Source organism: Muriicola marianensis (genome assembly GCF_014638095.1).
Lineage (GTDB): Bacteria > Bacteroidota > Bacteroidia > Flavobacteriales > Flavobacteriaceae > Muriicola > Muriicola marianensis.
In genome coordinates this window covers 481872-505270 of sequence record NZ_BMFH01000001.1, presented here as the reverse complement: position 1 = coordinate 505270, position 23399 = coordinate 481872, and the positions used below count along the sequence as shown (strand labels likewise).

Below are 23399 nucleotides of genomic sequence, written 5' to 3'. Positions count from 1 at the left end.
ATAATTAACGATAAACTTCATTGAACGAACTCACGCTAGAACTCACAGAAATCAGCCCAAGAGAGTTTTTTGGGCATCAGAATGAACATATTGATCTCCTGAAAAAATACTTCCCCAAACTGAAGATTGTTGCCAGGGGCAGCAAGATCAAAGTCTATGGAGACGATGAACAGCTGGACGAATTCGACAAGCGTTTCCGCATGCTGACTGCCCATTTTGCGAAATACAACAAGCTGGATGAAAATGTCATTGAAAGGGTGCTGACGAGCACCGGGAAGGACGAGTTGTCCTCAACCAAGGACAGCAACGACATTTTGGTTCACGGAGTCAGCGGACGGTATATCAAAGCGCAAACCGTCAACCAGCGCAAACTAGTGGATGCCATGTCAAAAAACGATATGGTCTTTGCGATAGGTCCTGCCGGAACCGGGAAGACCTATACAGGTGTGGCCCTGGCTGTGAGGGCACTAAAGAACAAGGAGGTGAAAAGGATCATCCTGACAAGGCCTGCCGTGGAAGCAGGGGAGAACCTCGGCTTTCTGCCGGGGGATCTCAAGGAGAAATTAGATCCCTATATGCAACCGCTTTACGACGCCCTCAGGGATATGATCCCAGCGGAAAAACTGGCCCATTACCTGGAGAACGGCACCATCCAGATTGCGCCTATGGCTTTTATGAGGGGGCGCACTCTTGATAATGCCTTTGTCATCCTGGATGAGGCCCAGAACACCACTCATGCTCAAATGAAGATGTTCCTGACCCGTATGGGTAAGGACGCCAAGTTTCTGCTCACGGGTGATCCCGGTCAGATCGACCTTCCGAGAAGGGTTATCTCAGGCCTGAAGGAGGCCCTGCTTATCCTGAAGAACATCGAGGGGATAGAGATGATATACCTGGACGACAAGGATGTGATCCGCCACAAACTGGTCAAAAAAGTCATCGATGCCTACAAGAACATTGAGCATCAGAATTAATCTTACATGAGTAATACCATCATCAGCACGGATTTTACTTTTCCCGGCCAGAAAAAGGTCTACAAGGGAAAGGTGAGGGAAGTGTATACTCTGGAGAATGACATCCTGGTCATGATCGCCACGGACCGCCTCTCTGCCTTTGACGTGGTGATGCCAAAGGGGATTCCCTATAAAGGTCAGATCCTCAACCAGATTGCGACAAAGATGATGGCCGATACTTCCGATCTGGTGCCCAACTGGCTGATCGCCACCCCGGACCCAAATGTAGCTATTGGTCATGCCTGTACCCCTTTTAAGGTGGAAATGGTGATCAGGGGATATTTGTCGGGTCATGCCGCCAGAGAATACAAAAGCGGTAAGAGAAAACTCTGTGGGGTGCCCATGCCGGAGGGGATGAAGGAGAACGACCCCTTCCCGGAACCCATTATCACCCCGGCCACTAAAGCCGAGAAAGGGGATCACGATGAGGATATTTCCAGGGAGGACATCCTGAGAAGAGGAATTGTCTCTGAGGCCGACTACGTGGTGCTGGAAAAATACACCCGCGCCCTGTTTCAAAGAGGTACGGAGATTGCTGCGAAACGCGGACTTATCCTAGTAGATACCAAGTATGAATTCGGAAAGATGAAGGACGGCACTATCGTTCTGATTGACGAGATCCACACCCCGGATTCCTCACGATATTTTTATGCGGAAGGGTATCAGGAAAGACAGGACAGAGGCGAGGCCCAGAAGCAACTATCCAAGGAATTTGTCAGGCAGTGGCTGATTCAGAACGGGTTTCAGGGGTTGGCCGGACAGACGGTGCCTGAGATGTCTGATGAATACATCAAGACCGTTTCAGACAGGTATATAGAATTGTACGAAAACATTACTGGTGAGGTATTCCGTCCCGCTGATATCAGTGATATTAAAAAGCGGATTGAAAATAACGTGCTCAACTTTCTATAAGCTCCTTAAGTGACAGAAAAACTAGATATTAGAATAGATCTGTCAAAAGAATAAATTAATTCTAGATCCTGCGCAGGACCTAATAATAAAGACCACATTTGTGGTCTTTTTTCTTGTGTTTGGAAGATTAACTCCTCCCATCCCTGGTCACCAATTATAGATCGACAAGTATTTTCTCTCTATTGCAATTGAGCATCGTTTGCCTCCTGGAAATTGTGTATCTTTAAGATAGGCGACAATATGAGGGTATCTTATTCACGAACAGCCTTTTAGACCAGGAATTGGGTAGGTTTCCCGTGGGGGTACATAATAACTCTCTACGTTGTCAAAGCAACGGAAATATGTGGATAGAATATTTACCCCATACGGCAGACATTCGAATGAAAATCAGGGGGAAGACCTTGGAAACCTTGTTCCGCAATGGAATAATAGGGATGGGCCATATCTTAAAAGAAGGGTTCTGTGAAAAACGCATGTCTTCTGATTTAAGCTTAAAGATTCATGTCGAGTCGTCGGACACGACTTGTTTACTTGTCGATTTTTTATCAGAAGTACTATCGGCATCCTATACTGAAAAGTCAATTTTTTGCAAGGTCGATTTCTTGACACTGGATTCTTCCGAAATATTGGCAGAAATACACGGTATGCGTGTAGAAGTTTTCGAAGAGGAAATAAAGGCGGTCACCTATCACGAGGCTGACGTACATAAGTGTGAAGGGCTCTGGGAGTCCGTGGTTGTATTTGATATCTGAATTATGAAGATCACTAAAGCCCATATCAATAAACTGGAGGATTACTTGTGGGAGATCCCGAAGTCGTTTAAGCCACAGATGCGGGTACCTGCCAGGGTGCTGGCCTCTGAACCTCTTTTGGATGCCATCATGGAGGACAGGTCTCTGGCACAATTGGTCAACGTGGCTTCCTTGCCTGGCATTGTGGGGGCCTCCCTTGTGATGCCTGACGTTCATGAAGGCTACGGATTCCCCATCGGAGGTGTGGCAGCTACTTCCTATCCTGAAGGAGCCATCTCTCCGGGTGGGATTGGCTATGACATCAATTGTGGCGTGCGATTGATGGTTTCCGATCAGAAGATTCATACAATCAGGGATAATCTGGAAGAGCTGGCCAAAGAATTATACGCTCAGATCCCGTCCGGAATGGGAAAGGGCGGACAAATAAGACTATCGTCTAAGGACATGGATACTGTACTTTCAAAAGGAGCTCAATGGGCAGTTGCCAATGGATATGGAGCGGAAGAAGACCTCGCTTTTATGGAAAGTAAGGGAAGGCTGCCAAATGCTGACCCTTCTATGGTTTCTGACATGGCGAAAAAAAGGGGATCGAATCAGCTAGGTACAATCGGATCGGGGAATCACTTCGTAGAAGTCGATTACGTCGAGGAAATTTACGATGATGATATAGCCGAAGCATTTGGACTTTACGAAGGTCAGGTTGTGGTGTTGATACATACGGGGTCTCGTGGACTCGGACATCAGGTAGCTACAGATTACATCCGTAAAATGATGTCGGCCATGGCAAATTATAATATCGAAGTTCCGGACAGGGAACTTTGCTGCGTTCCGTTTAATTCTTCCGAAGGACAAGATTATTTCAAGGCGATGTGTGCGGCCGCCAATTTTGCCTGGTGCAACAGGGAGGTGATCTCCTGGGAAGTCAGAACAGCGTGGCAGAACATCTTTGGACCTGATATCCCTTTAAAACTCATGTACGATGTAGCCCATAATATCGCTAAAATCGAGACACATAAGGTTAACGGGCAGGAAGCCGAGGTGATCGTGCATCGAAAGGGTGCGACGAGGGCATTTGGACCTGGTTTCGAGGAACTGCCGTTAATCTACAAAGATCATGGACAGCCGGTGATCATCCCTGGAAGTATGGGAACTTGTTCATATGTTCTTGCCGGCACAGCAAAAAGCAGAGAGCTCACTTTTGGTTCGTGCTGTCACGGAGCGGGAAGACGTTTGTCCAGAACAGCAGCAAAGAAGCAGGTCAATGCTCCTGTTCTCAAGGAGAGGCTTAAAGATGAAGGTATATTTATAGAAGCAGGATCTTTTAAAGGAATCGCAGAGGAAGCACCCATCGCGTATAAAGATGTTAACATGGTGGTCGATACGGTAAGGGAATCCGGCATTGCGAAGAGAGTGGCAAAACTCAGGCCCGTGGCCGTAGTGAAGGGATAGGAGAATTTTTACCGGCTGAGCCGGTATATATAATAAAAAAGTGAATGACGCTCATGGCATTCTGCAAGGGCGCAGAAGTATGGAACAAATACCGTTGAGGGTAAAAAAAAGACCACAAACGTGGTCTTCTTTTGTAGCGAGAGGGAGACTTGAACTCCCGACCTCAGGGTTATGAATCCTGCGCTCTAACCACCTGAGCTACCTCGCCATTGGTTTCTTAAGCGGGTGCAAATATAATCTTTAATTTTCGCTGAATCAAAATTCGGGTTCCAAAATTAATTGGGGGAGAATATTTTTTTATCATATAGAAATATATATATTACCCGTATTAAAGAATACCCCAAATGTCCGACAAGATCAAGTTTGAATTAGAATTCGTCATACAGTCCTCCCCGCAGCTTCTCTTCCAGTATCTCTCAACCCCTTCCGGGCTTTCAGAATGGTTTGCGGACAACGTAAACTCTAGGGGGGAGCGATTCAATTTTATCTGGGATGGTTCAGAAGAGGGGGCAAAACTTCTAAAACGCAAGAGTGACGAATTTGTTCGATTTGCATGGGAGGACATCGAGGATGATACGTATTTTGAAATGCGTATCAGAGTAGACGAGATCACCGGGGATGTTTCTCTTTTCATAACGGACTTTGCTGAAGAGGACGAATTAGATGAGGCTAAAATGCTATGGGAAAACCAGATCTCGGACCTGAAACAGGTGCTCGGTTCTAAATGAGTTTTCGGATAGGATGCCCTATCTTTGGCCTCGAATTTTTCAAGGCTTTTTTATGATCAATATTGATGGTCAGCTGGTTGCTGACTCTTCCTTTTACCTCAACGCTGAGAATAGTGTGTTTGCCCGTGGAGATGGGCTGGTCGAGACCGTAAGAGTACTGCAGGGTAAAGTGATCTTCTGGGAAGAACATTACCTCCGACTCATGGCATCCATGCGAATTTTAAGGATGGAGATCCCTATGAATTTCACCATGGAATTTCTCGAAGAGGAACTAAGAAAGACCATAGACCAATCCGGTTTAAACGACAAGGCCGTTATAGCTAGAATTTACGTTTTCCCCAAGAATAGTGACGGTCCGGGTGATCCGGATCGACTTGCGACCTATCTTATCCAGTTAAAACCCCTTTCCTCTCCCTTTTACCTTCATGAGGATTCCCATTATGAGGTTGACCTCTACAAAGACTTTTACATTCAGGCCGGAATGTTGTCTACCCTGCCTACTGTCAGTTCTGTATTAAAATCCATTGGAACCGTTTATGCTCTGGAGAATGGATATGCCGACTGCATCCTTCTGAACGATCAAAAGAATGTAGTGCAAACCTTAAAGGGCAACCTGTTTCTGGTAGGGAATAACAAGATAAAAACCCCGCCACTGTCCGACGGATGCGATAATAACGTACTCAGGAAAAAGGTGATAGAGCTGATCGAAAAATCGAAGGAGTATGAAATCGAGGAAGGATCCATTTCTCCTTTCGAACTGCAAAAGGCAGACGAACTGTTTATAACCGAGATTTCCAGTGGGATACAATCCGTATCTCGTTACCGAAGAACGGAGTTCAAAAATGAAATTGCCATAAGTATTTTGGGAAAACTCAACGCAGCAGCCAGGTTCAGTTAAGGCTGGGGTTTTCAGGAGCATTGGACCAAAGGAGGTAGTCGCCTCCCAGTTCCATCATCTTTTCCTTCCAGAAGGAAATGGCAGACTTTTCGATGATCTCGCTTTCGTACTGGTTTTTTACAACGATCCATGATTTGGAGACCAGTTCTTTGTCAAGCTGTAATGACGACCAGCCCGAGTAGCCCAGAAAAAATCGGATATCCTTGGGGGTGATCACTCCCTTGTTGATCAGGCTGATGGTTATATCGAAATCACCTCCCCAAAAAATACCGTCTGAGATCTCAATACTGCCACTGATCAGATGTGGGACCTTGTGAATAAAGTAAAGATTGTCCTGTTCTACGGGCCCCCCGTTAAAAACGGGAAAAGGGACCAGAATTTCGGTGACCAGTTCGCTGATATCATAATCCAGCGGTTTGTTCAGGATAAAACCCACAGAACCTTCTTCGTTGTGTTCTGCAAGAAGGACCACCGACCTGTTGAAGGATACATCTCCTGTCAATGAGGGTTCAGCGATCAAAAGCTTCCCTTTTTTTGGTTTTAAACTGGTCATTAGGAAAGAACCTTTTTTCTAAAATAGAATAAAAGTCCAGAACTACAAAAAAGCCATAATAAAAAAAGCACCCCTGTGCGGGGTGCTTTCGGTATATTGTACAAAACAAAAATTAGTTAACAGCGCTGCTCAAATCAGAACCAGCCTTGAACTTAACTACGTTTTTTGCTTTAATATGGATGGTTTTACCAGTAGAAGGGTTTCTACCCTCTCTTGCACTTCTTCTAGATACTGACCAAGATCCGAATCCTACCAAAGAAACACGGTTTCCTTTTTTGAGGGACTTTTCAACGTTCCCAAGAAAAGATTCCAAAGCTTTTTTAGCGGCTGCTTTTGTGATACCAGCGTCAGCTGCCATGGCATCGATTAATTCTGTTTTGTTCATAATGGAAGTAAATTAATTGTTGTTAAATATTTTAAAGCTCAAACAAAATTAGACGGATTTGCCGTTAACGCAAGTAAAATCAAGGGAAATCAGGGTTTTTGTTGATAACTTGAACGCTTTGTTGATAAACTTGCAATATTTTATGGAATTCTTTGAGCCCAATAAAGACGGGACTTTAGCGGACATGTGCATTTGATTCCAATTTTAACCCGTTCAGGACTTCTCTTGAAGCCATTTTCCGTTTGCCAGGGAGTTGTATTTCTTCGAGATCGATCCAACCCCCATCCACCGCCACCCGTAATTTATGATGAGGTACAATCTGGCCCGGAGAAGATGTGTGTCTTTCAGGAATATAACTCGCCCCGAATACTTTCAAATAGATAGCTTCCTCTCCGTTGTGAAGTGTGGTCCAGGCAGTGGGGTAGGGGCTCAGGCCGCGTATGTGGTCGTAGATCTCACCACCCGGCAAGTTCCAATTGATCTCACAATTTTCACGAGTCAGTTTGGGGGCCGATTTTTCGGTCTCGAGTTCTTTTTGCGGCATGACCTTTACTTCTTCCCGCTCAATCAGGTCTACGGTTTTCAGAACCAATTCGGCTCCGAGTACCATTAGTCGGTCGTGCAGCATCCCTGCCGTATCCTCCCTGGTGATCGCACATTCTTCCTGCATGATGATCCCACCTGTATCTATCTTCTCATCGATGAAGAAAGTGGTGACTCCTGTCCTAGTTTCCCCGTTTATTATGGCCCAGTTGATAGGCGCGGCGCCCCGATAATCGGGCAGGAGGGAGGCGTGGAGGTTGAACGTACCGTATTCAGGCATATCCCAGACCACCCTCGGCAACATCCTGAAGGCCACAACGATCTGGAGATTCGCTTTCAAATCCCGGAGTTCTTTTAAGAAGTCTTCGTTCTTAAGATTGGTGGGCTGAAGGACTTTGAGTCCGTGTTCCATCGCATAGCGTTTGACAGCCGATTGTCTAAGGGCCTGACCCCGGCCTGCGGGCCGGTCCGGGGCAGTGATCACGCCTGCTACCTCGATATTGTTTTTGATGAGGGCATCCAAAGTGGCCACGGCAAAATCGGGTGTACCCATAAAGACTATTCTGAGATCTCTCATGACAAGGCGGTGTATTCGTTGTTATTGGTGAGTCTGATCTTTCCTTCTTCCAGCAGGTACTGCAATTCCCTGAGGACGATCTCCCTTTCCTTACCCAGAGTATCGATCAGGCTCTGAGAGGTGAGGGCTCTTTCGCGGACAAGAGATAGGATATGAGTATCCAAAGCAGCCTGGTCCTTACCTGAAACGGTCTTTTTCCTCTGGCATATATCACATAAACCGCACGCCTGTGCCGAAATTTCCCCAAAATAGTTGAGGAGTTGCACAGAACGGCATTGGGAATCGTCGTTTATGTAGTCGAGGACGGCTTCCACGTTCTGAATTTTAATTTGATTCAGTTCCTTTATTTTATGGGCAAAGGTATTGATGGTACGGTCGTCTTCCCTTGGCACCAGAAAAGTTATTTCGGTATCCCTCTGTTCATCGACAAATTCCAGGATACCATCCGCCCTGGCCTTTCGAAGAACGGCAACCACTTCATCTTCTGTGGTTTCTGCTTTTCTGGCTATTAAAACCGGGTTAACGGTAGTCTCAAAATCAAAAACTCCACCATAGGTCCTGAGCAGCGCCTGAAGGATGACCGCCTTGCCGGGATGTGCATCGAGGTACTCGAAAATCTCTCCTTTGGTAGCCGTAAAATAAACGGTGGTCTTCTGAGAAAAATGCTGGGTCAAAGCGATGACAGAATTCTGGTCCAGCAAACGCAGTCCGTTATAAACAAGGGCCGGATTCAGGCTATAGGTATCGCAAAAAGTATTGAAATTAAACGGGAAGGTCCCTTCTTCCTGTACGCCATAGGCGATCTGAAAATAATTGTTCAGTTTGTTATACAAAAGCCTTACATAGGAGACATCGGGCAAAACGGAAATAAATTGATGGCGCAGCCGCTGTTCGTCTTCCGGATGGATAAGCAGTATAGCATCTGCCCGCTCCCCGTTACGCCCGGCCCTTCCGGCTTCCTGGAAATAACTCTCCAAGCTTTCAGGGAGTTCATAATGGATCACCAGATCCACATCGGCCTTGTCTATCCCCATGCCAAAGGCACTGGTGGCAACCATCACCCGGACCCGGTCACGCAGCCAGTCCCTGAGCCGGTCGTCTTTTTCGTTACGCGTCATGCCTCCGTGAAATGCCATAGCCTCGGTACTGTGCCGGGTCAGTTCCCGACTTAGCTCCTGAGTTCTTCTCCGGCTCCTTACGTAGATGATGACAGATCCTTTAACTCCTTCGCACAGTTGCAGGACCTGCTGCAGTTTATTCTCTTTTTTGATCACCCGGTAGATCAGGTTCTTTCTCTCGAAAGAATCCTTGAATACCTCAGGAGATGTCATGCAAAGGTTTTCTAGGATATCCCCGGCTACTCGCGCGGTAGCCGTGGCCGTCAATGCGATACAGGGTGCAGAGGGATGAAGTTCCCTCAGTACAGAACATTTCAGATAGGCAGGTCGGAAATCTATTCCCCACTGTGAGATGCAATGGGCTTCATCTATGGCGATCAGGTTCACATTCATATGACTGATACGTTCCTGTACCCAATCCTGTTGTAATCTTTCAGGTGAGAGGTAAAGGAAGCGATACCCTCCATATAGGCAATTGTCCAGCAAGGTACTCGCCTCGTTGAAAGAAATACCCCCGGTGAGAGCCACGGCCTTGATTCCCCTCCTTTTCAGCCCTGCTACCTGATCCCTGATCAGGGCCACGAGGGGAGACACTACAATACAGATCCCGTCCTGGAGTATAGCAGGGATCTGGTAACAAACAGACTTCCCGCCTCCTGTAGGAAGCATTGCCAGAACATCCTTTCCGTTCAGGACGGCCTCAATGATCGCCTCCTGGGAACCCCGGAAGGAAGTATGCCCCCAATGTTTACTCAGGACCTCTGCCGGTGATGTTTTCATAGTTCCGGGATGACTTGTTCTATGATGTATGAAGCCCTCTCTTCCACGGTGCCCTTGGGGACTGTCACTGAAGAGTATTGGAATTCTGTATAGGTCCTGACGAGTTCCTGATGGATCTCCAGGGCCTGGTCAAAATTTTCAAGGCGTTCCTCATCCTGGGTATAAATATCCTCCCAGGGCGGCAGAACCACTACCCTGTCATATTTGTACTCCTGGCAATAGGCTGCGAATTCATCCGGATATTGCTGCCGGAAATACTTCATATAGGCTAATACATCTGGCAGGCCCCTGTCATAGAAAACCACCTTGTGATCCATGTCCTCTCCGGCCCTGAAATGTTCCAGTCGGGATTCCAGCAGAAAGAGGTTGAACCTGAACGGATCATCCACAAAAGCAAGCGGATTTGAATGGATGGAATTAGGGTCGCCGTTACGCTTGGCCTCCAATGTCAGGTCACGGATTACCTCGTGAAAACAGAAAAATCCCTTTTCTTCGAGTTCCCTGATCACCGATGTCTTCCCGGTTCCTGGTCCGCCTGTTATCACAATCCTCTTTGGCATGTTTCCGCTTTATTCTTAAACAAAAGTAATCATTACCTGCCTCGCAGTAAAATAGGATGAATCCCATTATATTTGCAAAAAGACATTGCATGAATAACGACAGTAGCGATGAATTTTACAAGCGGTTAAAGGAAGAGCTTTTGAGAACGTCTTCCTGGCCTTCTGATTATCTCTATAAATTTATCGTACCGACCGATGAGGAGAAGATCAAAGCTATTCAGGTCATTTTTGATAACACAGGAGCTGTCATTGAATCCCGAAAATCCAGCAAGGGGAAATACACCAGCCTTTCCGTAACCGTCAACCTTCCTGATCCGGATGCCGTGATCAGCCATTACAAGGAAGTGGCCAAGGTAGAAGGGGTAATCTCCCTCTGAGGTAGGTTGTCTGCTGGAATTTTAGTAATTTGCCCTCGAAATCATTTACTTCCAGACCCGATCATCAACTTAAATATTTTACATTGAATTCTGTAGAAAATCTAGAATACAACACTGAACGTCCGCATCTGATAATTCCCGAATACGGCAGGCATTTTCAGAAAATGGTGGATTATGCCGTGTCCATCGAGGACAGGGAGGAAAGGAACAGGGTGGCACAGTCCATCATTTCCGTCATGGGAAATCTTCAACCCCATCTGCGCGACGTACCTGATTTCCAGCATAAATTGTGGGATCAGCTGTTTATCATGTCCGATTTCAAGCTGGACGTCGATTCTCCTTTTCCAATCACGAGCAAAGAGATGCTTCAGGCTCGTCCTGAACCCCTTGAGTATCCTCAGAACCACCCGAAATACCGCTTTTATGGCAACAACATCAAAAGGATGATAGACGTGGCCGTAAAATGGGAAAAAGGCGACAAGCGCGATGGACTCGAATACGCTATTGCAAACCACATGAAGAAGTGCTACCTGAACTGGAACAAGGACACCGTGGATGACAAAGCGATTTTCCAGCACCTGTATGAATTGAGCGATGGTCAGATCGATCTGGCCTCTGATGGGGAGAACCTCACCGAAAGTGGTCAGTTTCTCAAACAAAGGGTGGCGAAAAGCAACCGATCCGGGGGATCCGGCAAGAAACAGCGCAGCAATAGAGGTAAAAAACGCTATTAATTCCTGCGTAATTCATGGGTACATTTACTATAGAAGGAGGGCACAGCTTACACGGAAGCATCACGCCCCAGGGAGCTAAAAACGAAGCACTTCAGATCTTGTGTGCGGTTCTGCTCACCCCTGAAAAGGTCACCATAAACAACATTCCTGACATCGTAGATGTCAATAAACTAATTGCTCTTTTAGAGGATTTGGGTGTCAAGATCCAGAAAAAGGGAAAAGGATCTTATACGTTTATGGCCAATGATGTAAACCTCGATTACCTGCTCTCAGACCAGTTCAAGGTAGACGGCAGGGGATTAAGGGGTTCCATCATGTTAGTAGGGCCCCTGCTGGCCAGATTTGGGAAAGGGTATATCCCCAAACCCGGTGGGGATAAGATCGGTCGAAGACGTTTAGATACGCACTTTGAAGGTTTTATTAAACTGGGTGCCAAATTCCGGTACAACAGAGAAGAACATTTTTACGGCGTGGAAGCGGAAAAACTCAAAGGGACCTATATGCTCCTGGACGAGGCTTCGGTTACAGGAACCGCCAATATCGTGATGGCTGCCGTGCTGGCGGAAGGCACAACTACCATCTACAACGCAGCCTGTGAGCCCTATCTGCAACAGCTTTGCAAGATGCTGAACCGGATGGGAGCAAAGATCAGTGGTATTGGCTCCAATCTGCTGACCATCGAAGGGGTAGATTCCCTGAAGGGGACTACCCACACCATGTTACCCGATATGATCGAGATCGGTAGCTGGATCGGCCTGGCCGCCATGACCAAAAGTGAACTCACTATAAAGGATGTGAGCTGGGAAAATCTGGGACAGATCCCTACCGCCTTTCACAAGTTGGGAATCACCCTTGAAAGGCGAGAAGATGACATCCATATTCCCGCCCATACCGAAGGATACAAGATCCACAATTACATAGACGGGTCCATCCTGACCATTGCTGATGCTCCATGGCCGGGCCTGACCCCGGACCTGCTCAGTATCATCCTGGTGGTCGCTACCCAGGCGAAAGGGGAGGTGCTGATCCACCAGAAGATGTTTGAAAGCCGACTTTTCTTTGTGGATAAGCTCATTGACATGGGAGCAAAGATCATCCTGTGTGACCCACACCGGGCTACAGTGATCGGTCACGATTTTAAGTCGACCCTTAAATCTACCGTCATGACCTCTCCCGATATCCGGGCAGGGATCTCCCTGCTGATCGCTGCACTGTCTGCCAAGGGGACCTCTACCATACACAACATCGAACAGATAGACAGGGGATACGAATCCATAGATACCCGATTAAGGGCCATCGGAGCCCATATTACCAGAGTCTGATGAAGGGTTTGGCAGGTGACATTCCTATAGTCAAGAATAAGGTAGGAAATCAGCACCGTTTTGAATTGCGCCTCGATGAGGGCACAGCCTATGTGGAGTACCTGTTAAATCAACAGGGGACAATCTATCTGACCCATACAGAGGTGCCGGCATCACTAGAAGGGAGAGGTGTAGGGAGTGCACTTGTAAACAAGGTATTGGATCATATCAGGAACGAAGGACTTAAGATGGCGCCCTTATGTCCTTTCATCGCAGCCTTTCTTAAAAGGCATCCCAAAAAAGCCGAAGGCTTACTAGCTCCGGGGTTTCAAATAGGCTCCTAATCTCTAGAGAATGGCGTAGGTCCAGAAGAAGAGTGCAGACCAAATCACGGTACGCACCCAATTGAAATTCACCAACTCTTTAAGGGTTTTATCAGTGTAATTCCCTGCAGTAATCGCTTTGTGCCGGGGGACAAAAACGGTAAATGTCACCAGCCATACCAACAGGACCAGGATGAAGCAGGAAATGGTGTAAAAAGTCTTTGCTTCCTGCAATAATGCACCGTAGACCATAAGCTGACCAAGCATCAGGGGTATGACGAGAAAGGAAATGCGCGGGGTGTATTTTTTATGCCACTCAGCCAGACCATTTTTAGAGAAATGGATAAAACTGGGATACACGATCAGTTGTACCATCCAGATCAGCACGAAAAGACCAAAATCCAGGAGTAGTCGAGTTACGTCTGCCATGATCACTTTTCTACCAGTGTACCGTCGGGATATTTGGCGAACCTTCCTTTGTCCCTGTCGTGAACATTGTCGGGATAGGGCCAGGGCCAACCTCCGAATTGTGTCAGCCTGTACTCATCCATGGCCTGCTGTATTTCCCTTTCTGTATTCATGACGAAGGGGCCGTATTTGGCCACTGGTTCTCCTATGGGTTTTCCTTGAAGCAAAAGAAAATGACCCGTTTCCAGTCCGTTGTTGGTCAACTCAACAGCATTTGTATTCAAAGTGATGCCGTGATCGGGCCTGATACGGGTACTTTCTATAACGGCTGAATCTCCTTCATAGAAATACAAGGTCCGATTCACGCCGTCAGGAATCTCCGGGAACGTAAAACTCGACCCGGGGTTGAGGTGGAGGTTCCAAACGGCCACGTGGTTCTCCTCAGAAGCCGCCCAGGAATCCGGGGCTGGTGCAGGAGCATTCGATTCCAAGTATCTTCCGGCAATGATCTTTAGCCGTGTTCCATTTTCGTGTATTTCGGGGATGTCTTCATGCCACAGCATTTTAAAATGAGGATCTACCATTTTCTTCTCCCTCGGCAGGTTCAACCAGATCTGGAAGAGTTCCAGTGGGTTGTCTTTGTCTTGTCTGAGCAGGGGGAACATTTCGGAATGCTGTACGCCTCTGCCGGCTGTCATCCACTGAACGTCTCCCTGTCCAAAACGACCGGCAGCACCCAGGGAATCCGAATGGTCACAGAAGCCCTTGTTGACAATGGTGATCGTCTCAAAGCCCCTGTGGGGATGGTAAGGGAAACCGGGAACGGTATGCCCGTGGTACATTCGCCACCCCAGAGCGTTAGGGGTAAAGTCGTTTCCGAGATTTCTCCCCTCCAGGGAGGCCGCTGGCCCCATCTCATCATTGCCTTTGGGATAGTGATCCAGATGGTAGACGCAAAACAGAAAGGGATCTTCGGTTTCCCAGGGAAATCCCAGGGGAAATATCTTCTTTATGGAATTGGGCATGTCAATCAGTTTAGCCCCAAAATTAAGTATTGCTGGGTTTCCCCAGTCTTATAGATATGTTAAGGGATCAGCAGCTATTGTGCCGCATCGTTGACCTCTATCCAGTTTCCTTCCGGGTCCTGCAGGTAGATTTGTCGTACCCCGTCTGCTCTCAGCGTCACCTTTCCTGAATTTCCTTCCCAATCCCAGAATGGGATATTTTGACGCTCCAGAGATTCGATAAGGTTATCCAATCCTGCAGTGGACAAGCACAGGTGTTCGCTTTTAGACCGGTTCCCCAAAATGCTCTCCTTCCTGATCAGGTGCAGCTGGGCTACACCGTCAATTGTGAACCATCGGAAACCTTCGGCACGAGTGGGGTGGGGGATGTCCTTCAAACCCAGGACTGAGGCATAGAAGTCGCCTGTTTTCTCGAGATCCTTCACCACCATGGAATAATGGTCGATCCGAAAGGAGATTTCCTGGGCTAGTGCTACTTGGATAGAGAGCATCAGTGCGATAAAAAAGGTGTATTTCATTTTGAAGTTTTTTATTTGGACCGGGTTTCAATGCACAGCCTGATAGGATACAAAGGCGAATTTGGTACTGTCAGGGGACCAGGAAGGCACATTGATCGTCCCCTGTCCACCTGTAAATGAACACAGTGTTTGTATTTTCTTATTCCCGAGATCGTACAGTCGGAGTGCTACATTCTTCATAGGGGGATGAGCCTGCCCCTGATCCTCAAGGTAGGAGATAAAAACAAGGTATTTTCCATCCGGGGAAGGGTGGGGGAACCAATTGGAATACGCGTCATCCGTCAGTTGTTCCTTCTCGGTACCATCCGGACGCATCCGCCAGAGCTCCATCATCCCTGAGCGAAAGGAGTTGTAATAAATAAAACTTCCATCCGGGCTGTATTCCGGGCCGTCATCGAGGCCGGGATCTGAAGTAAGCCTGATCTCTTCGGGATTATCGAGGTCTTTGCTGTAAATGTCGAAGTCCTCTCCGCGATGGGCTACATAGAGGACGGACTTCCCATCCGGGGCCCAGCCGTGCCAGTAGGAAGGCATTTTCGGGGTGATCAGTTTAGGAGTACCTCCGGAAATGGGAATCGAGTAGATTCGGGACGAACCGTAAGGAGCATTCTCATCAGGGTCATTGTTGCTCAGGGCGATCAGGGTACCGTCAGGGGAGATCCCGTGGTCATTATTACAATTCCGGATTTCCCCTGAAGGGATCCTCTCTTTCGAGTTGCCATCCAGAGATACCCTGAACAACAATCCGTTTTGATTGATAATAAAATACCTACCGTCCGAACTCCAATTGGGAGCTTCAAAGTGGGCCTGTTCCTCAAGTACCACAGTACGCTGTCCGGTGGACAGGTCATATGTTTCCAGACGTGAGATCACGGAAGGGTCTTGAGGCCTGGCATAGAGAAAGGCGGTTAGCAGTAAGGAAAGGGTCCATAGAGATCTCATAAAATACTTTCTGCAGGGACTTTTATCCTTGAGGTAAAAAGATCGTGAGAATTATGAGTCTTCGAAATCAACTTTTTTGTGACTGCCATCACAAAAGGGTTTGTTGTCTGATGCCCCACAGCGGCAAAAGGCTGTTGCGCGTTTCTTGGTTTCGGTGGATCCGTCCACCATTTTGATCTCAATCTCTCCGTGGACCATCAGGGGCCCGTTGGGGGTCACTTCTACTTTCTGACTCATATTTTCTGTTTTTAATTCAGGTTTTTTATCCTTTGTTGCCAACCGGTAGCTCAAGGCCCCGGATGGGCATCTGTCGATTTGATCGACCAGGGCTTCAACCGAAGCATTTTCCGGACGAATCCAGGGTTTGTCATTGGGTTTGTATACTCCCGGGAGCGTTTTTACACATACTTCTGAGTGAATACACTTTTTGGGTTTCCAAATTACAGTCAGGTCTTCCCGCCCGTATTCTTTGACAATTTCTCTTTCTGCCACGGCCTTATTTGTTTTGGTTCAGTGCTTCGATCTTCTTTTGTATCTCCTCAGCCTCAGCGTATTTATCGTCTCCTGCACTGCGGTTTACCTTGGAAAGCTCAAAGGCCTCCTTCATCACTTTCTTGTATTCCGCTTCCAGTTTTTCAAGCGGACTCTTCTTTTTAAATAGGCCGAACATAGTTTTTAACTTAATTGTTACCAATGGGGGGCGGACCCTCAGGGATCATAGGTTCATATACTTCATCGCCTTTGCGGTCCCTGTATTCTGCTTTTATCTTTTCTACCAGTTTTGGATTCTCGAACAGGTCGGCCATGGTCATGCCCAGAGCTTTGGCAGCCTGGAGCATCCCTTTGTGCCCTATACTCATCCCCCCACAGGCTACGACAGCCCAGGAATGCCAGGGGGTGTCTTTGGGCGCCACGGTCACTCCGAGGTTGATGTTGGGTACATTCCAGCTGACATCACCTACATCTGTGGATCCACCTCCGGGATTCTCCTTGGTTTCCTTCAGGGGTGGGATATCGCTTACCATACCAACCTGGGGCTTACCGGTCTCTTCCTGTATTTTTCTCCCGAAGGCCATTTCTTCATCGGTGTAGGTGATCGGCCCAAGCAGTTCAAGGTTTTTCTGCATGACCTCTCCTCCGGCCCGGTTGACCAGTACTTCGTAGATCCCTGAGATCAGTGAAATTTTATAGTCAACGTTTGCCATGATGGCTGCCCCTTCGGCCATGGCCCTGACCCTTTCATAAACGGGCATCATCCCACTGCGTTTGGTGTCTCTAACTCTTACCCAAAGCCTGGCGTAGTCCGGTACTACATTCACCACTTGCCCTCCGTCCTGTATGTGGTAGTGAATTCGTACGGTGGGTTTGATGTGTTCCCTGTAGTAATTGATCCCGGTGGTGTATAGTTCCAGTGCGTCTGAAGCGCTACGTCCGTTCCAGGGATCCGCAGAGGCATGGGCCGCCTGGCCAAAGAATTCAACCTTAAAATCAATCAAAGCGAGTGTGCTTTGTACATCGGCCTCTGTATCTGCACTGGGGTGCCAGCTCAGGTTGACGTCCACATCATCCCACAAGCCTTCTTTCACCATCCAGATCTTGCCGAAAAATTTTTCTTCCGCGGGTGTACCGAAGAATTTTACGGTGCCTTTGATCTTCCCGGAGGCGATCAGCTCTTTCACCGCTATGGCTGCGCCCAGGCTGGCAGTACCAAAAAGGTTGTGGCCGCATCCATGGCCGGCTGCCCCTTCTTCAAGAGGAGATTTGGTAGGTTGGGCTTTCTGGGATATGCCCGGAAGGGCATCGAATTCTCCCAACACACTGATGACCGGTTTTCCTGATCCGTAGGTGGCCACAAAGGCCGTGGGCATTCCGGCAACGCCGCGCTCTACCTTAAACCCATTCGCCTCTGCGTAATCAGCCAGGATCTTCGAGGATCCTGTCTCTTCAAAAGCTGTTTCCGCCAGGGCCCATATGGAGTCACTGATCTGGACCAGCCTGTCCTGGTGCTTTTCTATGGACGAGAGGATGGCCTTTTTATTTCCACTGACCTTTTGTCCGGTCACCGGGATCACAAATAATGATAAAACGAATAAAGCGAAGTATTTCATGAAGGACTCAATCTTATAGGTTAGGTACTAAATATAGCAAAACCTGATCAACATCGGCCATGAAAATTCAGGTGAGTGTATCAGTTCAAAGCCGCCTTATAGGTTTCAAGGCATCTTTCACGGGCTTTCTTGTGATCTACCATTTTAGAAACGTAATCTTCCGTATCTGCCTCAGGCACCCATTCCCGGATATACTTCCTGTCCTTGTCGAATTTGTCGATCTGGGTCATTGGATTGAATATCCTGAAGTAGGGGGCGGCATCTACCCCGCTGCCTGCTGCCCATTGCCAGTTACCGACATTACTGCTGAGCTCATAATCGAGTAGTTTGGATGCAAAGTAGGCCTCTCCCCATCGCCAGTCGATCAGCAAATGCTTACAGAGGAAACTGGCCACCAGCATGCGCACCCTGTTATGCATATAACCGGTGGCATTGAGCTGGCGCATTCCCGCATCCACCAGGGCGTAACCGGTCTGACCCGACTTCCATTTTTCAAATTCCTTTTCCTTGTTGCGCCATTTGATATGGTCGTATTTCTCCTTGAAGGCCTTATGAGTAGTATGAGGAAAATGCCAGAGGATCTGCATAAAGAATTCCCTCCAGATAAGCTCATTGAGGAAAGTCTCATTCTTTTCGGCCATGGCCTTGTCGACCATTTTGCGGATGGAAACCGTCCCAAATCGCAAATGGGGTCCCAATCTGGAAGTTCCCTCCTTTGCAGGGTAATTTCGGGTCTTTTCATAATCCTTAATCATAGAAGTCGACACGTCGTATTCCGGTACTTTGATCTCAGATTCTACAAAATCCATTTCGGCCAGGGAGACGTTGGGAAGTTCTTTATCACTAAAGAAATTAGAACCTTCCAACTCAGGATTCCAGTTTTTCAGCGGTTGCTCCTGTTCAAAATGCTCCTTCCACTTTTTCATAAAGGGGGTGTAGACCACATAGGGGTCACCGTCGTCTTTTACCACCTCATCCTTTTCAAAAATGACCTGATCTTTAAAGGTGTGGAAAGCAATACTTTTTGATTTTAGGAATTCTGACACCTCCTTATCCCGCTTGGTTGCATAAGGCTCGTAGTCCCTGTTGGTGTACACGGCCTCAAGGTCATACTGCGCGGAAAGCTCCTTGAAGGCGTCCAGGGGTTTTTGGTGATAAAGGGCGAGGGAAGAACCGTGACCTTCCTTAAGTCGATTTCTAAGATCCTGCAGGGTGGAATGAATAAAACTTACTCTGGCATCGTTTTCCGGTAATTCCTGGAGGATCTCAGGATCGAAGATGAAGACGGGCAACACGGGAGCATCTCCCTTTAGAGCATGCACCAACCCAGTATTGTCTTCAAGCCTGAGGTCCCTTCTGAACCAGAATACTGAAGCTTTTTTCATTTAGGATATGTTTAAGGTAGACATGCCCCCGTCAACGCCCAGGATCTGCCCTGTCATCCATCCGCTGTCATCCCTGAGGAGGAAGGCTGCCATGTGCGCAATATCAGCGGGAGTACCCACCTTTTTGAGAGGGTGGCGCTCTGCCATCATTTCCTTTTTCTTATCGTTGCTCAATAATCTGGAGGCCAGGGGAGTGTCTACGAGGGAAGGGGCGATCACATTTACCCTGACCTTTGGGGTGTACTCGGCGGCCAGTGCTTTTGCGAATCCTTCAATGGCACCTTTGGCGGCGGCCACGCTCGTGTGGAAAGGCATACCCATTCCCACGGCTACTGTACTGAAGAAGACTACAGAGGAATCCTCCGCCATCCTGGGCATCACCTCTTTGGTAACTCTTACCAGGTTGAAGAAATTGATCTCCATATCTTCCCGGAAGGCATCCATGCTCATCATTTTCAGGGGCTTCAGGTTGATGCTGCCCGGACAATATACAAAGCCGTGAAGTTTCTCCGGCAACTGAGTCAAGTCGAGTTCATCTTTCGTCACGTCAAAGGGAAGATGGGTGACATTAAGGGCATCGAGGTCATCTGCTGTTCTTGATGCCACAAAGACATTGTGTGACTCGTGTAGCAGGCGGACCAGTTCCAATCCGATCCCATGCGATCCGCCTATTAATACTATATTCTTTTTCATGTTTATATTTTTTGAATGTTTATTGATTTCGATTTGCCTTCAAAGGCACCAAACCTTTTGATCAATTGTTCTTCCCTGTAGCTGAAAATGGAGACTAGTTGTTTTCGAACCAGCAAGGGGTGCGCCAGGTCCCCTAAAAATCCAAACGGGAGTTTGTAGTCGATCACGTCCTCCATCTCCACGCCTCCGTCGATCTCGTTAATAAAATGCTTGTGGTGCCACATCGCGTAAGGTCCGAAGCGCTGCTCATCCACAAAATAACGTCCTTCTTCCACATGGGTGATTTCTGTGACCCATTTCGTGCTATAACCGGGAAAGGGGTTCACCTTGTACTGAATGATCTGTCCGGGATACATTTTTCGATCTGCCCCGCTCAGAATATTGAATCCCATGGATGGGGGTGTTATGACCTTCAGGTTAGCAGGGTCTGAGAGGAATTCCCAGGCGATCTCCCTGGAAATGGGGAAAGACTGGCTTGCCGAAAGGCGATACATGCTCATGAAGTCAATTTTAACAAAATTAACGGCATTTTTGTTCAATAAAAAATAATTATTGTTAAACAAATAGTAAAGTTAGGTCTACAATGATTCTATTCTCGGCCTCTCAGAACTTGAATATACCGGGGGATACCACCCTGTTTTTTTGCGTGGATTTAAGGCAATTATCCCTAACTTTGAAAGAACCTAAAATCCGACAAAAAATGAAAAAATTTATCGCAATCACTCTGGCGATGCTGGTGTCTATTCCATTGATCGCTCAGATCCAGTCGCCTCAACCCAGTCCGGCCTCAAAGCTTATGCAAAAAGTAGGTCTGACCGATGTAACTGTTGAGTATTCCCGTCCATCCATGAGGGGCAGGACTATTATGGGTAATCTCGTGCCTTTCGACAAATTATGGAGAACCGGTGCCAACCAAAACACCATGATCACCTTTAGTACCGATGCTATGGTAGGGGATAAGACTCTGAAAGCAGGTACGTATGCTGTTTTTACCAAGCCCTCTGCCTCCAGTTGGGAAGTGTATTTCTACACAGATACCAATAATTGGGGAACACCTCAGGAATGGGCAGAAGATAAGGTTGCAGCCACTTACACGGCTGAGGTAATGACCATGGAAATGCCGGTAGAGACATTTACTATTACCCTGGATGATCTTCACAACAATGGAGCTACCCTGGGTATGCTCTGGGAAAACACCTATGTGGGAGTACCGTTCACGGTTCCTGCCAAGGAAATGACCATGAAAAGTATAGAGTCCGTAATGAGCGGGCCATCAGCTAATGATTATTTCGCTGCGGCTACCTTCTATTTCCAGGAAGGGGAAGACCTTGAAAAAGCCAAGAAATGGATAGATAAGGCAGTGTCCATGAACAGCAATGCCTTCTGGATGATGAGGGCACAATCACTCATTTATGCCAAGATGGGGGATAAGAAAGGCGCAATTGAAGCGGCCAAAAGATCCCTGGCGGCCGCCAAGGCAGCAAATAACGCCGATTACGTAAAGATGAATGAAGATTCCCTGAAGGAATGGGGTGCAATGTAAAGTTCTAAATAGGTAAAACAATAAACCCTTGCCTTTGTGCAGGGGTTTTTTATATCTCTACGGCTGGGTTTCGAAGTACCCTGTCAAACCCTTCAAGGATCATTGCGAGGACTATGACCAGCGTACAACCGAAAGCGTTCAGCCAGAGATAAGACATCCAGTCGCCCATAAAACCAAAGATCACTACGATCTGCGTGATGATGGCGGCAACAAATACTGCATTGCCTTTTACAAATTTCAGAAAGAAGGCCAGCAGGAAAATCCCCAGCACATTTCCATAGAAGATGGATCCAATGATATTGACCAGTTGAATTAGGTTGTCGAAGAGATCGGCCACCCCGGCTATGACAATTGCTATGATCCCCCATACCAGGGTAAAGCCCTTGGATGCGAGTACGTAGTGCTTGGGTGTCAGATCTACCTTTCTATTCCGTTTGTACAAGTCTAACGCAGTAATAGTACCGAGAGCGTTCAATTCGGATGCCGTGGAAGACATGGCTGCTGAGAGGATGACGGCCAGAAGCAGACCAACCAGGCCACGGGGTAAATTATTGAGAATGAAATGTATAAATACGTAATCCTTATCGTTGGTCTCCACGAGGCTGTCTGCCTGTGAGATCAGCAGCTTGGCCCTTTCACGGTTTACCCTCTCCTTTTGATTGGCGGCCAGAATGTGCTGTTTTGCCTCTACCGTTGCAGCGTATTCCTTGAGCTTCAGGGCGGCGTAGAATTCGTCCTGAGCCATCATCTTCTCCGTCTCGATCTCCCTGTGTCTTTCTTCCAGTTCCCTGTAATCATCGGCGTATTCGGAATTCTCTACCGCTATGCTCGCAGCCGGATTGAAATTCAGGGGGGAAGGGTGGTATTGATAGAACACAAATACCATGACGCCCACCAGAAGGATAAAGAATTGCATTGGAATCTTCAACAGCCCATTAAAGACTAGACCCAATTGACTCTCGCGCACGGATTTACCGCTGAGATAACGCTGCACCTGACTCTGGTCGGTCCCGAAATAGGCGAGGGCCAGAAAAAATCCACCGGTGATCCCACTCCAGAAGGTATACCGGCTGGAGGTATTCAGATCAAAGTCGAGGATGTTCAATTTTTCACTGGCTCCTGCAACCTTGAGGGCATTCCCGAAATTGAGTTCAGGAGGCAGGGCACCGAGAATAAAGAAGAAAGCGATGAACATCCCTGTCATGATGATGATCATCTGCTGTTTATGGGTTACGCTGACCGCCTTGGTTCCGCCGGAGACCGTATAGATGATCACCAGGATCCCGATGATGATGTTCAGGGTCAACAGGTCCCATCCCAGCACTGCAGACAGAATAATTGAAGGGGCGTAGATCGTTATTCCCGCTGCGAGACCTCGCTGTATGAGGAACAGGATGGCCGCAAGGGACCTCGTCTTGAGATCGAAGCGTTTTTCCAGGAATTCGTATGCGGTGTAAACCTTGAGCTTGTGGTAGATCGGAACAAAGACCATACAGATGACGATCATCGCCAGGGGCAAACCAAAGTAGAATTGAACAAACCCCATTCCGTCGTGGAAGGCCTGTCCGGGTGTAGAAAGAAAGGTGATCGCACTGGCCTGGGTCGCCATGACCGATAAACCTATGGTCCACCATCGCGCCTGATTCCCCGCGAGGACATAATCGCTGACGTCTTTACTTCCGCGGGTCTTCCAGACTCCGTAGAATACAATGAACAACAGGGTCCCGGAGAGTACGAACCAGTCTAGATTCCCCATGCGTCAGGCGTTTGATAT

General features: G+C 47.7%; 27 protein-coding genes and 1 tRNA gene. 11 read left to right on the top strand and 17 right to left on the bottom strand.

Annotation, left to right across the window (positions count from 1 at the left end; translation table 11 throughout):
* Nucleotides 1-20 precede the first annotated feature (20 nt).
* From IEV19_RS02415 to IEV19_RS02400, 4 genes are all read left to right on the top strand, one after another.
* The gene (locus tag IEV19_RS02415; protein WP_188369108.1) at nucleotides 21-974 is read left to right on the top strand and encodes a PhoH family protein; all 954 of its coding nucleotides are present in this window, start codon (nucleotides 21-23) and stop codon (nucleotides 972-974) included.
* 6 nt (nucleotides 975-980) lie between these two features.
* Nucleotides 981-1925, top strand: coding sequence for a phosphoribosylaminoimidazolesuccinocarboxamide synthase (locus IEV19_RS02410; RefSeq protein WP_188369107.1), 945 nt, complete (start codon nucleotides 981-983; stop codon nucleotides 1923-1925).
* 341 nt (nucleotides 1926-2266) lie between these two features.
* Complete coding sequence (locus tag IEV19_RS02405; RefSeq protein ID WP_188369106.1) at nucleotides 2267-2677, top strand: archease; 411 nt, start codon at nucleotides 2267-2269, stop codon at nucleotides 2675-2677.
* Between the two features lie 3 nt (nucleotides 2678-2680).
* A complete protein-coding gene (locus tag IEV19_RS02400; RefSeq protein WP_188369105.1) occupies nucleotides 2681-4126 on the top strand; it encodes an RtcB family protein in 1446 nt (481 codons plus the stop codon).
* A 134-nt stretch (nucleotides 4127-4260) separates the two neighbouring features.
* Here the strand turns inward: IEV19_RS02400 and IEV19_RS02395 are convergent.
* Nucleotides 4261-4334 (bottom strand) — tRNA-Met (locus IEV19_RS02395).
* A gap of 136 nt (nucleotides 4335-4470) precedes the next feature.
* On the opposite strand from IEV19_RS02395, the gene IEV19_RS02390 reads away from it, so the two are divergent.
* Both IEV19_RS02390 and IEV19_RS02385 read left to right on the top strand, forming a co-directional pair.
* Nucleotides 4471-4854 carry an START-like domain-containing protein gene (locus IEV19_RS02390; protein WP_188369104.1) on the top strand — a complete coding sequence of 128 codons (384 nt, stop codon included), beginning with the start codon at nucleotides 4471-4473 and terminating at the stop codon, nucleotides 4852-4854.
* A gap of 52 nt (nucleotides 4855-4906) precedes the next feature.
* The gene (locus IEV19_RS02385; RefSeq protein ID WP_188369103.1) at nucleotides 4907-5752 is read left to right on the top strand and encodes an aminotransferase class IV; all 846 of its coding nucleotides are present in this window, start codon (nucleotides 4907-4909) and stop codon (nucleotides 5750-5752) included.
* On the opposite strand, the gene IEV19_RS02380 is transcribed toward IEV19_RS02385, so the two are convergent.
* From IEV19_RS02380 to IEV19_RS02360, 5 genes are all read right to left on the bottom strand, one after another.
* Nucleotides 5745-6305: a YqgE/AlgH family protein gene (locus IEV19_RS02380; RefSeq protein WP_188369102.1), complete on the bottom strand. Its 561-nt coding sequence runs from the start codon at nucleotides 6303-6305 to the stop codon at nucleotides 5745-5747. The genes IEV19_RS02385 and IEV19_RS02380 overlap by 8 nt on opposite strands.
* 112 nt (nucleotides 6306-6417) lie before the next feature.
* Complete coding sequence (locus tag IEV19_RS02375; protein WP_188369101.1) at nucleotides 6418-6690, bottom strand: HU family DNA-binding protein; 273 nt, start codon at nucleotides 6688-6690, stop codon at nucleotides 6418-6420.
* Between the two features lie 175 nt (nucleotides 6691-6865).
* A complete protein-coding gene (gene fmt, locus IEV19_RS02370; RefSeq protein ID WP_188369100.1) occupies nucleotides 6866-7810 on the bottom strand; it encodes a methionyl-tRNA formyltransferase in 945 nt (314 codons plus the stop codon).
* Nucleotides 7807-9708, bottom strand: a complete 1902-nt coding sequence (locus tag IEV19_RS02365; RefSeq protein WP_188369099.1) for a RecQ family ATP-dependent DNA helicase — start codon at nucleotides 9706-9708, stop codon at nucleotides 7807-7809. The genes fmt and IEV19_RS02365 overlap by 4 nt, the downstream gene beginning before the upstream one ends.
* The gene (locus tag IEV19_RS02360; protein ID WP_188369098.1) at nucleotides 9705-10268 is read right to left on the bottom strand and encodes an AAA family ATPase; all 564 of its coding nucleotides are present in this window, start codon (nucleotides 10266-10268) and stop codon (nucleotides 9705-9707) included. Before IEV19_RS02360 ends, IEV19_RS02365 begins: the two co-directional genes overlap by 4 nt.
* 89 nt (nucleotides 10269-10357) lie before the next feature.
* Between IEV19_RS02360 and IEV19_RS02355 the strand changes: the two genes are divergently transcribed.
* From IEV19_RS02355 to IEV19_RS02340, 4 genes are all read left to right on the top strand, one after another.
* Nucleotides 10358-10645: a DUF493 family protein gene (locus IEV19_RS02355; RefSeq protein WP_188369097.1), complete on the top strand. Its 288-nt coding sequence runs from the start codon at nucleotides 10358-10360 to the stop codon at nucleotides 10643-10645.
* A gap of 83 nt (nucleotides 10646-10728) precedes the next feature.
* The gene (locus IEV19_RS02350; protein WP_188369096.1) at nucleotides 10729-11379 is read left to right on the top strand and encodes a DUF4290 domain-containing protein; all 651 of its coding nucleotides are present in this window, start codon (nucleotides 10729-10731) and stop codon (nucleotides 11377-11379) included.
* A 14-nt stretch (nucleotides 11380-11393) separates the two neighbouring features.
* Nucleotides 11394-12701 (top strand): UDP-N-acetylglucosamine 1-carboxyvinyltransferase, encoded by a 1308-nt coding sequence (murA, locus tag IEV19_RS02345; RefSeq protein WP_188369095.1) that lies wholly within the window; start codon nucleotides 11394-11396, stop codon nucleotides 12699-12701.
* Entirely contained in the window at nucleotides 12701-13024 is a 324-nt protein-coding gene (locus IEV19_RS02340) for a GNAT family N-acetyltransferase (protein WP_188369094.1), read from the top strand. The genes murA and IEV19_RS02340 overlap by 1 nt, the downstream gene beginning before the upstream one ends.
* A 3-nt stretch (nucleotides 13025-13027) precedes the next feature.
* Here the strand turns inward: IEV19_RS02340 and IEV19_RS02335 are convergent, their stop codons facing one another.
* The 10 genes from IEV19_RS02335 to IEV19_RS02290 form a co-directional block, all read right to left on the bottom strand.
* Nucleotides 13028-13432 (bottom strand): hypothetical protein, encoded by a 405-nt coding sequence (locus IEV19_RS02335; protein WP_188369093.1) that lies wholly within the window; start codon nucleotides 13430-13432, stop codon nucleotides 13028-13030.
* 2 nt (nucleotides 13433-13434) lie between these two features.
* On the bottom strand, nucleotides 13435-14436 hold the full coding sequence (locus IEV19_RS02330; RefSeq protein WP_188369092.1) for a pirin family protein: 1002 nt from the start codon (nucleotides 14434-14436) through the stop codon (nucleotides 13435-13437).
* A 74-nt stretch (nucleotides 14437-14510) separates the two neighbouring features.
* Complete coding sequence (locus IEV19_RS02325) at nucleotides 14511-14954, bottom strand: VOC family protein (protein WP_188369091.1); 444 nt, start codon at nucleotides 14952-14954, stop codon at nucleotides 14511-14513.
* 27 nt (nucleotides 14955-14981) lie between these two features.
* Nucleotides 14982-15896, bottom strand: coding sequence for a TolB family protein (locus tag IEV19_RS02320; RefSeq protein WP_188369090.1), 915 nt, complete (start codon nucleotides 15894-15896; stop codon nucleotides 14982-14984).
* A 51-nt stretch (nucleotides 15897-15947) separates the two neighbouring features.
* Nucleotides 15948-16388, bottom strand: coding sequence for a (4Fe-4S)-binding protein (locus tag IEV19_RS02315; protein WP_188369089.1), 441 nt, complete (start codon nucleotides 16386-16388; stop codon nucleotides 15948-15950).
* A 4-nt stretch (nucleotides 16389-16392) separates the two neighbouring features.
* The gene (locus tag IEV19_RS02310; RefSeq protein WP_188369088.1) at nucleotides 16393-16566 is read right to left on the bottom strand and encodes a Lacal_2735 family protein; all 174 of its coding nucleotides are present in this window, start codon (nucleotides 16564-16566) and stop codon (nucleotides 16393-16395) included.
* A 10-nt stretch (nucleotides 16567-16576) separates the two neighbouring features.
* On the bottom strand, nucleotides 16577-18004 hold the full coding sequence (locus IEV19_RS02305) for an amidohydrolase (protein WP_188369087.1): 1428 nt from the start codon (nucleotides 18002-18004) through the stop codon (nucleotides 16577-16579).
* 80 nt (nucleotides 18005-18084) lie between these two features.
* On the bottom strand, nucleotides 18085-19389 hold the full coding sequence (locus tag IEV19_RS02300) for a cryptochrome/photolyase family protein (RefSeq protein WP_188369086.1): 1305 nt from the start codon (nucleotides 19387-19389) through the stop codon (nucleotides 18085-18087).
* Nucleotides 19390-20082 carry an SDR family NAD(P)-dependent oxidoreductase gene (locus tag IEV19_RS02295; RefSeq protein WP_188369085.1) on the bottom strand — a complete coding sequence of 231 codons (693 nt, stop codon included), beginning with the start codon at nucleotides 20080-20082 and terminating at the stop codon, nucleotides 19390-19392.
* A gap of 2 nt (nucleotides 20083-20084) precedes the next feature.
* Nucleotides 20085-20582, bottom strand: coding sequence for an SRPBCC family protein (locus IEV19_RS02290; protein ID WP_188369084.1), 498 nt, complete (start codon nucleotides 20580-20582; stop codon nucleotides 20085-20087).
* Nucleotides 20583-20782: 200 nt separating this feature from the next.
* Between IEV19_RS02290 and IEV19_RS02285 the strand changes: the two genes are divergently transcribed.
* Complete coding sequence (locus tag IEV19_RS02285) at nucleotides 20783-21625, top strand: DUF2911 domain-containing protein (RefSeq protein WP_188369083.1); 843 nt, start codon at nucleotides 20783-20785, stop codon at nucleotides 21623-21625.
* Between the two features lie 49 nt (nucleotides 21626-21674).
* On the opposite strand, the gene IEV19_RS02280 is transcribed toward IEV19_RS02285, so the two are convergent.
* Nucleotides 21675-23381, bottom strand: coding sequence for a sodium:solute symporter family protein (locus IEV19_RS02280; protein WP_188369082.1), 1707 nt, complete (start codon nucleotides 23379-23381; stop codon nucleotides 21675-21677).
* Nucleotides 23382-23399 lie beyond the last annotated feature (18 nt).

Bases quoted from the DNA above. Each gene is read 5' to 3' on its own strand.
- IEV19_RS02355 (WP_188369097.1), top strand. From the start codon at position 10,358: ATGAATAACGACAGTAGCGATGAATTTTACAAGCGGTTAAAGGAAGAG.
- IEV19_RS02335 (WP_188369093.1), bottom strand. From the start codon at position 13,432: ATGGCAGACGTAACTCGACTACTCCTGGATTTTGGTCTTTTCGTGCTG.
- IEV19_RS02390 (WP_188369104.1), top strand. From the start codon at position 4,471: ATGTCCGACAAGATCAAGTTTGAATTAGAATTCGTCATACAGTCCTCC.
- IEV19_RS02300 (WP_188369086.1), bottom strand. From the start codon at position 19,389: ATGAAAAAAGCTTCAGTATTCTGGTTCAGAAGGGACCTCAGGCTTGAA.
- IEV19_RS02405 (WP_188369106.1), top strand. From the start codon at position 2,267: ATGTGGATAGAATATTTACCCCATACGGCAGACATTCGAATGAAAATC.
- IEV19_RS02285 (WP_188369083.1), top strand. From the start codon at position 20,783: ATGAAAAAATTTATCGCAATCACTCTGGCGATGCTGGTGTCTATTCCA.
- IEV19_RS02365 (WP_188369099.1), bottom strand. From the start codon at position 9,708: ATGAAAACATCACCGGCAGAGGTCCTGAGTAAACATTGGGGGCATACT.
- fmt (WP_188369100.1), bottom strand. From the start codon at position 7,810: ATGAGAGATCTCAGAATAGTCTTTATGGGTACACCCGATTTTGCCGTG.
- IEV19_RS02320 (WP_188369090.1), bottom strand. From the start codon at position 15,896: ATGAGATCTCTATGGACCCTTTCCTTACTGCTAACCGCCTTTCTCTAT.
- IEV19_RS02290 (WP_188369084.1), bottom strand. From the start codon at position 20,582: ATGAGCATGTATCGCCTTTCGGCAAGCCAGTCTTTCCCCATTTCCAGG.
- IEV19_RS02295 (WP_188369085.1), bottom strand. From the start codon at position 20,082: ATGAAAAAGAATATAGTATTAATAGGCGGATCGCATGGGATCGGATTG.
- IEV19_RS02325 (WP_188369091.1), bottom strand. From the start codon at position 14,954: ATGAAATACACCTTTTTTATCGCACTGATGCTCTCTATCCAAGTAGCA.
- IEV19_RS02380 (WP_188369102.1), bottom strand. From the start codon at position 6,305: ATGACCAGTTTAAAACCAAAAAAAGGGAAGCTTTTGATCGCTGAACCC.
- IEV19_RS02385 (WP_188369103.1), top strand. From the start codon at position 4,907: ATGATCAATATTGATGGTCAGCTGGTTGCTGACTCTTCCTTTTACCTC.
- IEV19_RS02310 (WP_188369088.1), bottom strand. From the start codon at position 16,566: ATGTTCGGCCTATTTAAAAAGAAGAGTCCGCTTGAAAAACTGGAAGCG.
- IEV19_RS02340 (WP_188369094.1), top strand. From the start codon at position 12,701: ATGAAGGGTTTGGCAGGTGACATTCCTATAGTCAAGAATAAGGTAGGA.
- IEV19_RS02280 (WP_188369082.1), bottom strand. From the start codon at position 23,381: ATGGGGAATCTAGACTGGTTCGTACTCTCCGGGACCCTGTTGTTCATT.
- IEV19_RS02305 (WP_188369087.1), bottom strand. From the start codon at position 18,004: ATGAAATACTTCGCTTTATTCGTTTTATCATTATTTGTGATCCCGGTG.
- IEV19_RS02375 (WP_188369101.1), bottom strand. From the start codon at position 6,690: ATGAACAAAACAGAATTAATCGATGCCATGGCAGCTGACGCTGGTATC.
- murA (WP_188369095.1), top strand. From the start codon at position 11,394: ATGGGTACATTTACTATAGAAGGAGGGCACAGCTTACACGGAAGCATC.
- IEV19_RS02410 (WP_188369107.1), top strand. From the start codon at position 981: ATGAGTAATACCATCATCAGCACGGATTTTACTTTTCCCGGCCAGAAA.
- IEV19_RS02360 (WP_188369098.1), bottom strand. From the start codon at position 10,268: ATGCCAAAGAGGATTGTGATAACAGGCGGACCAGGAACCGGGAAGACA.
- IEV19_RS02400 (WP_188369105.1), top strand. From the start codon at position 2,681: ATGAAGATCACTAAAGCCCATATCAATAAACTGGAGGATTACTTGTGG.
- IEV19_RS02330 (WP_188369092.1), bottom strand. From the start codon at position 14,436: ATGCCCAATTCCATAAAGAAGATATTTCCCCTGGGATTTCCCTGGGAA.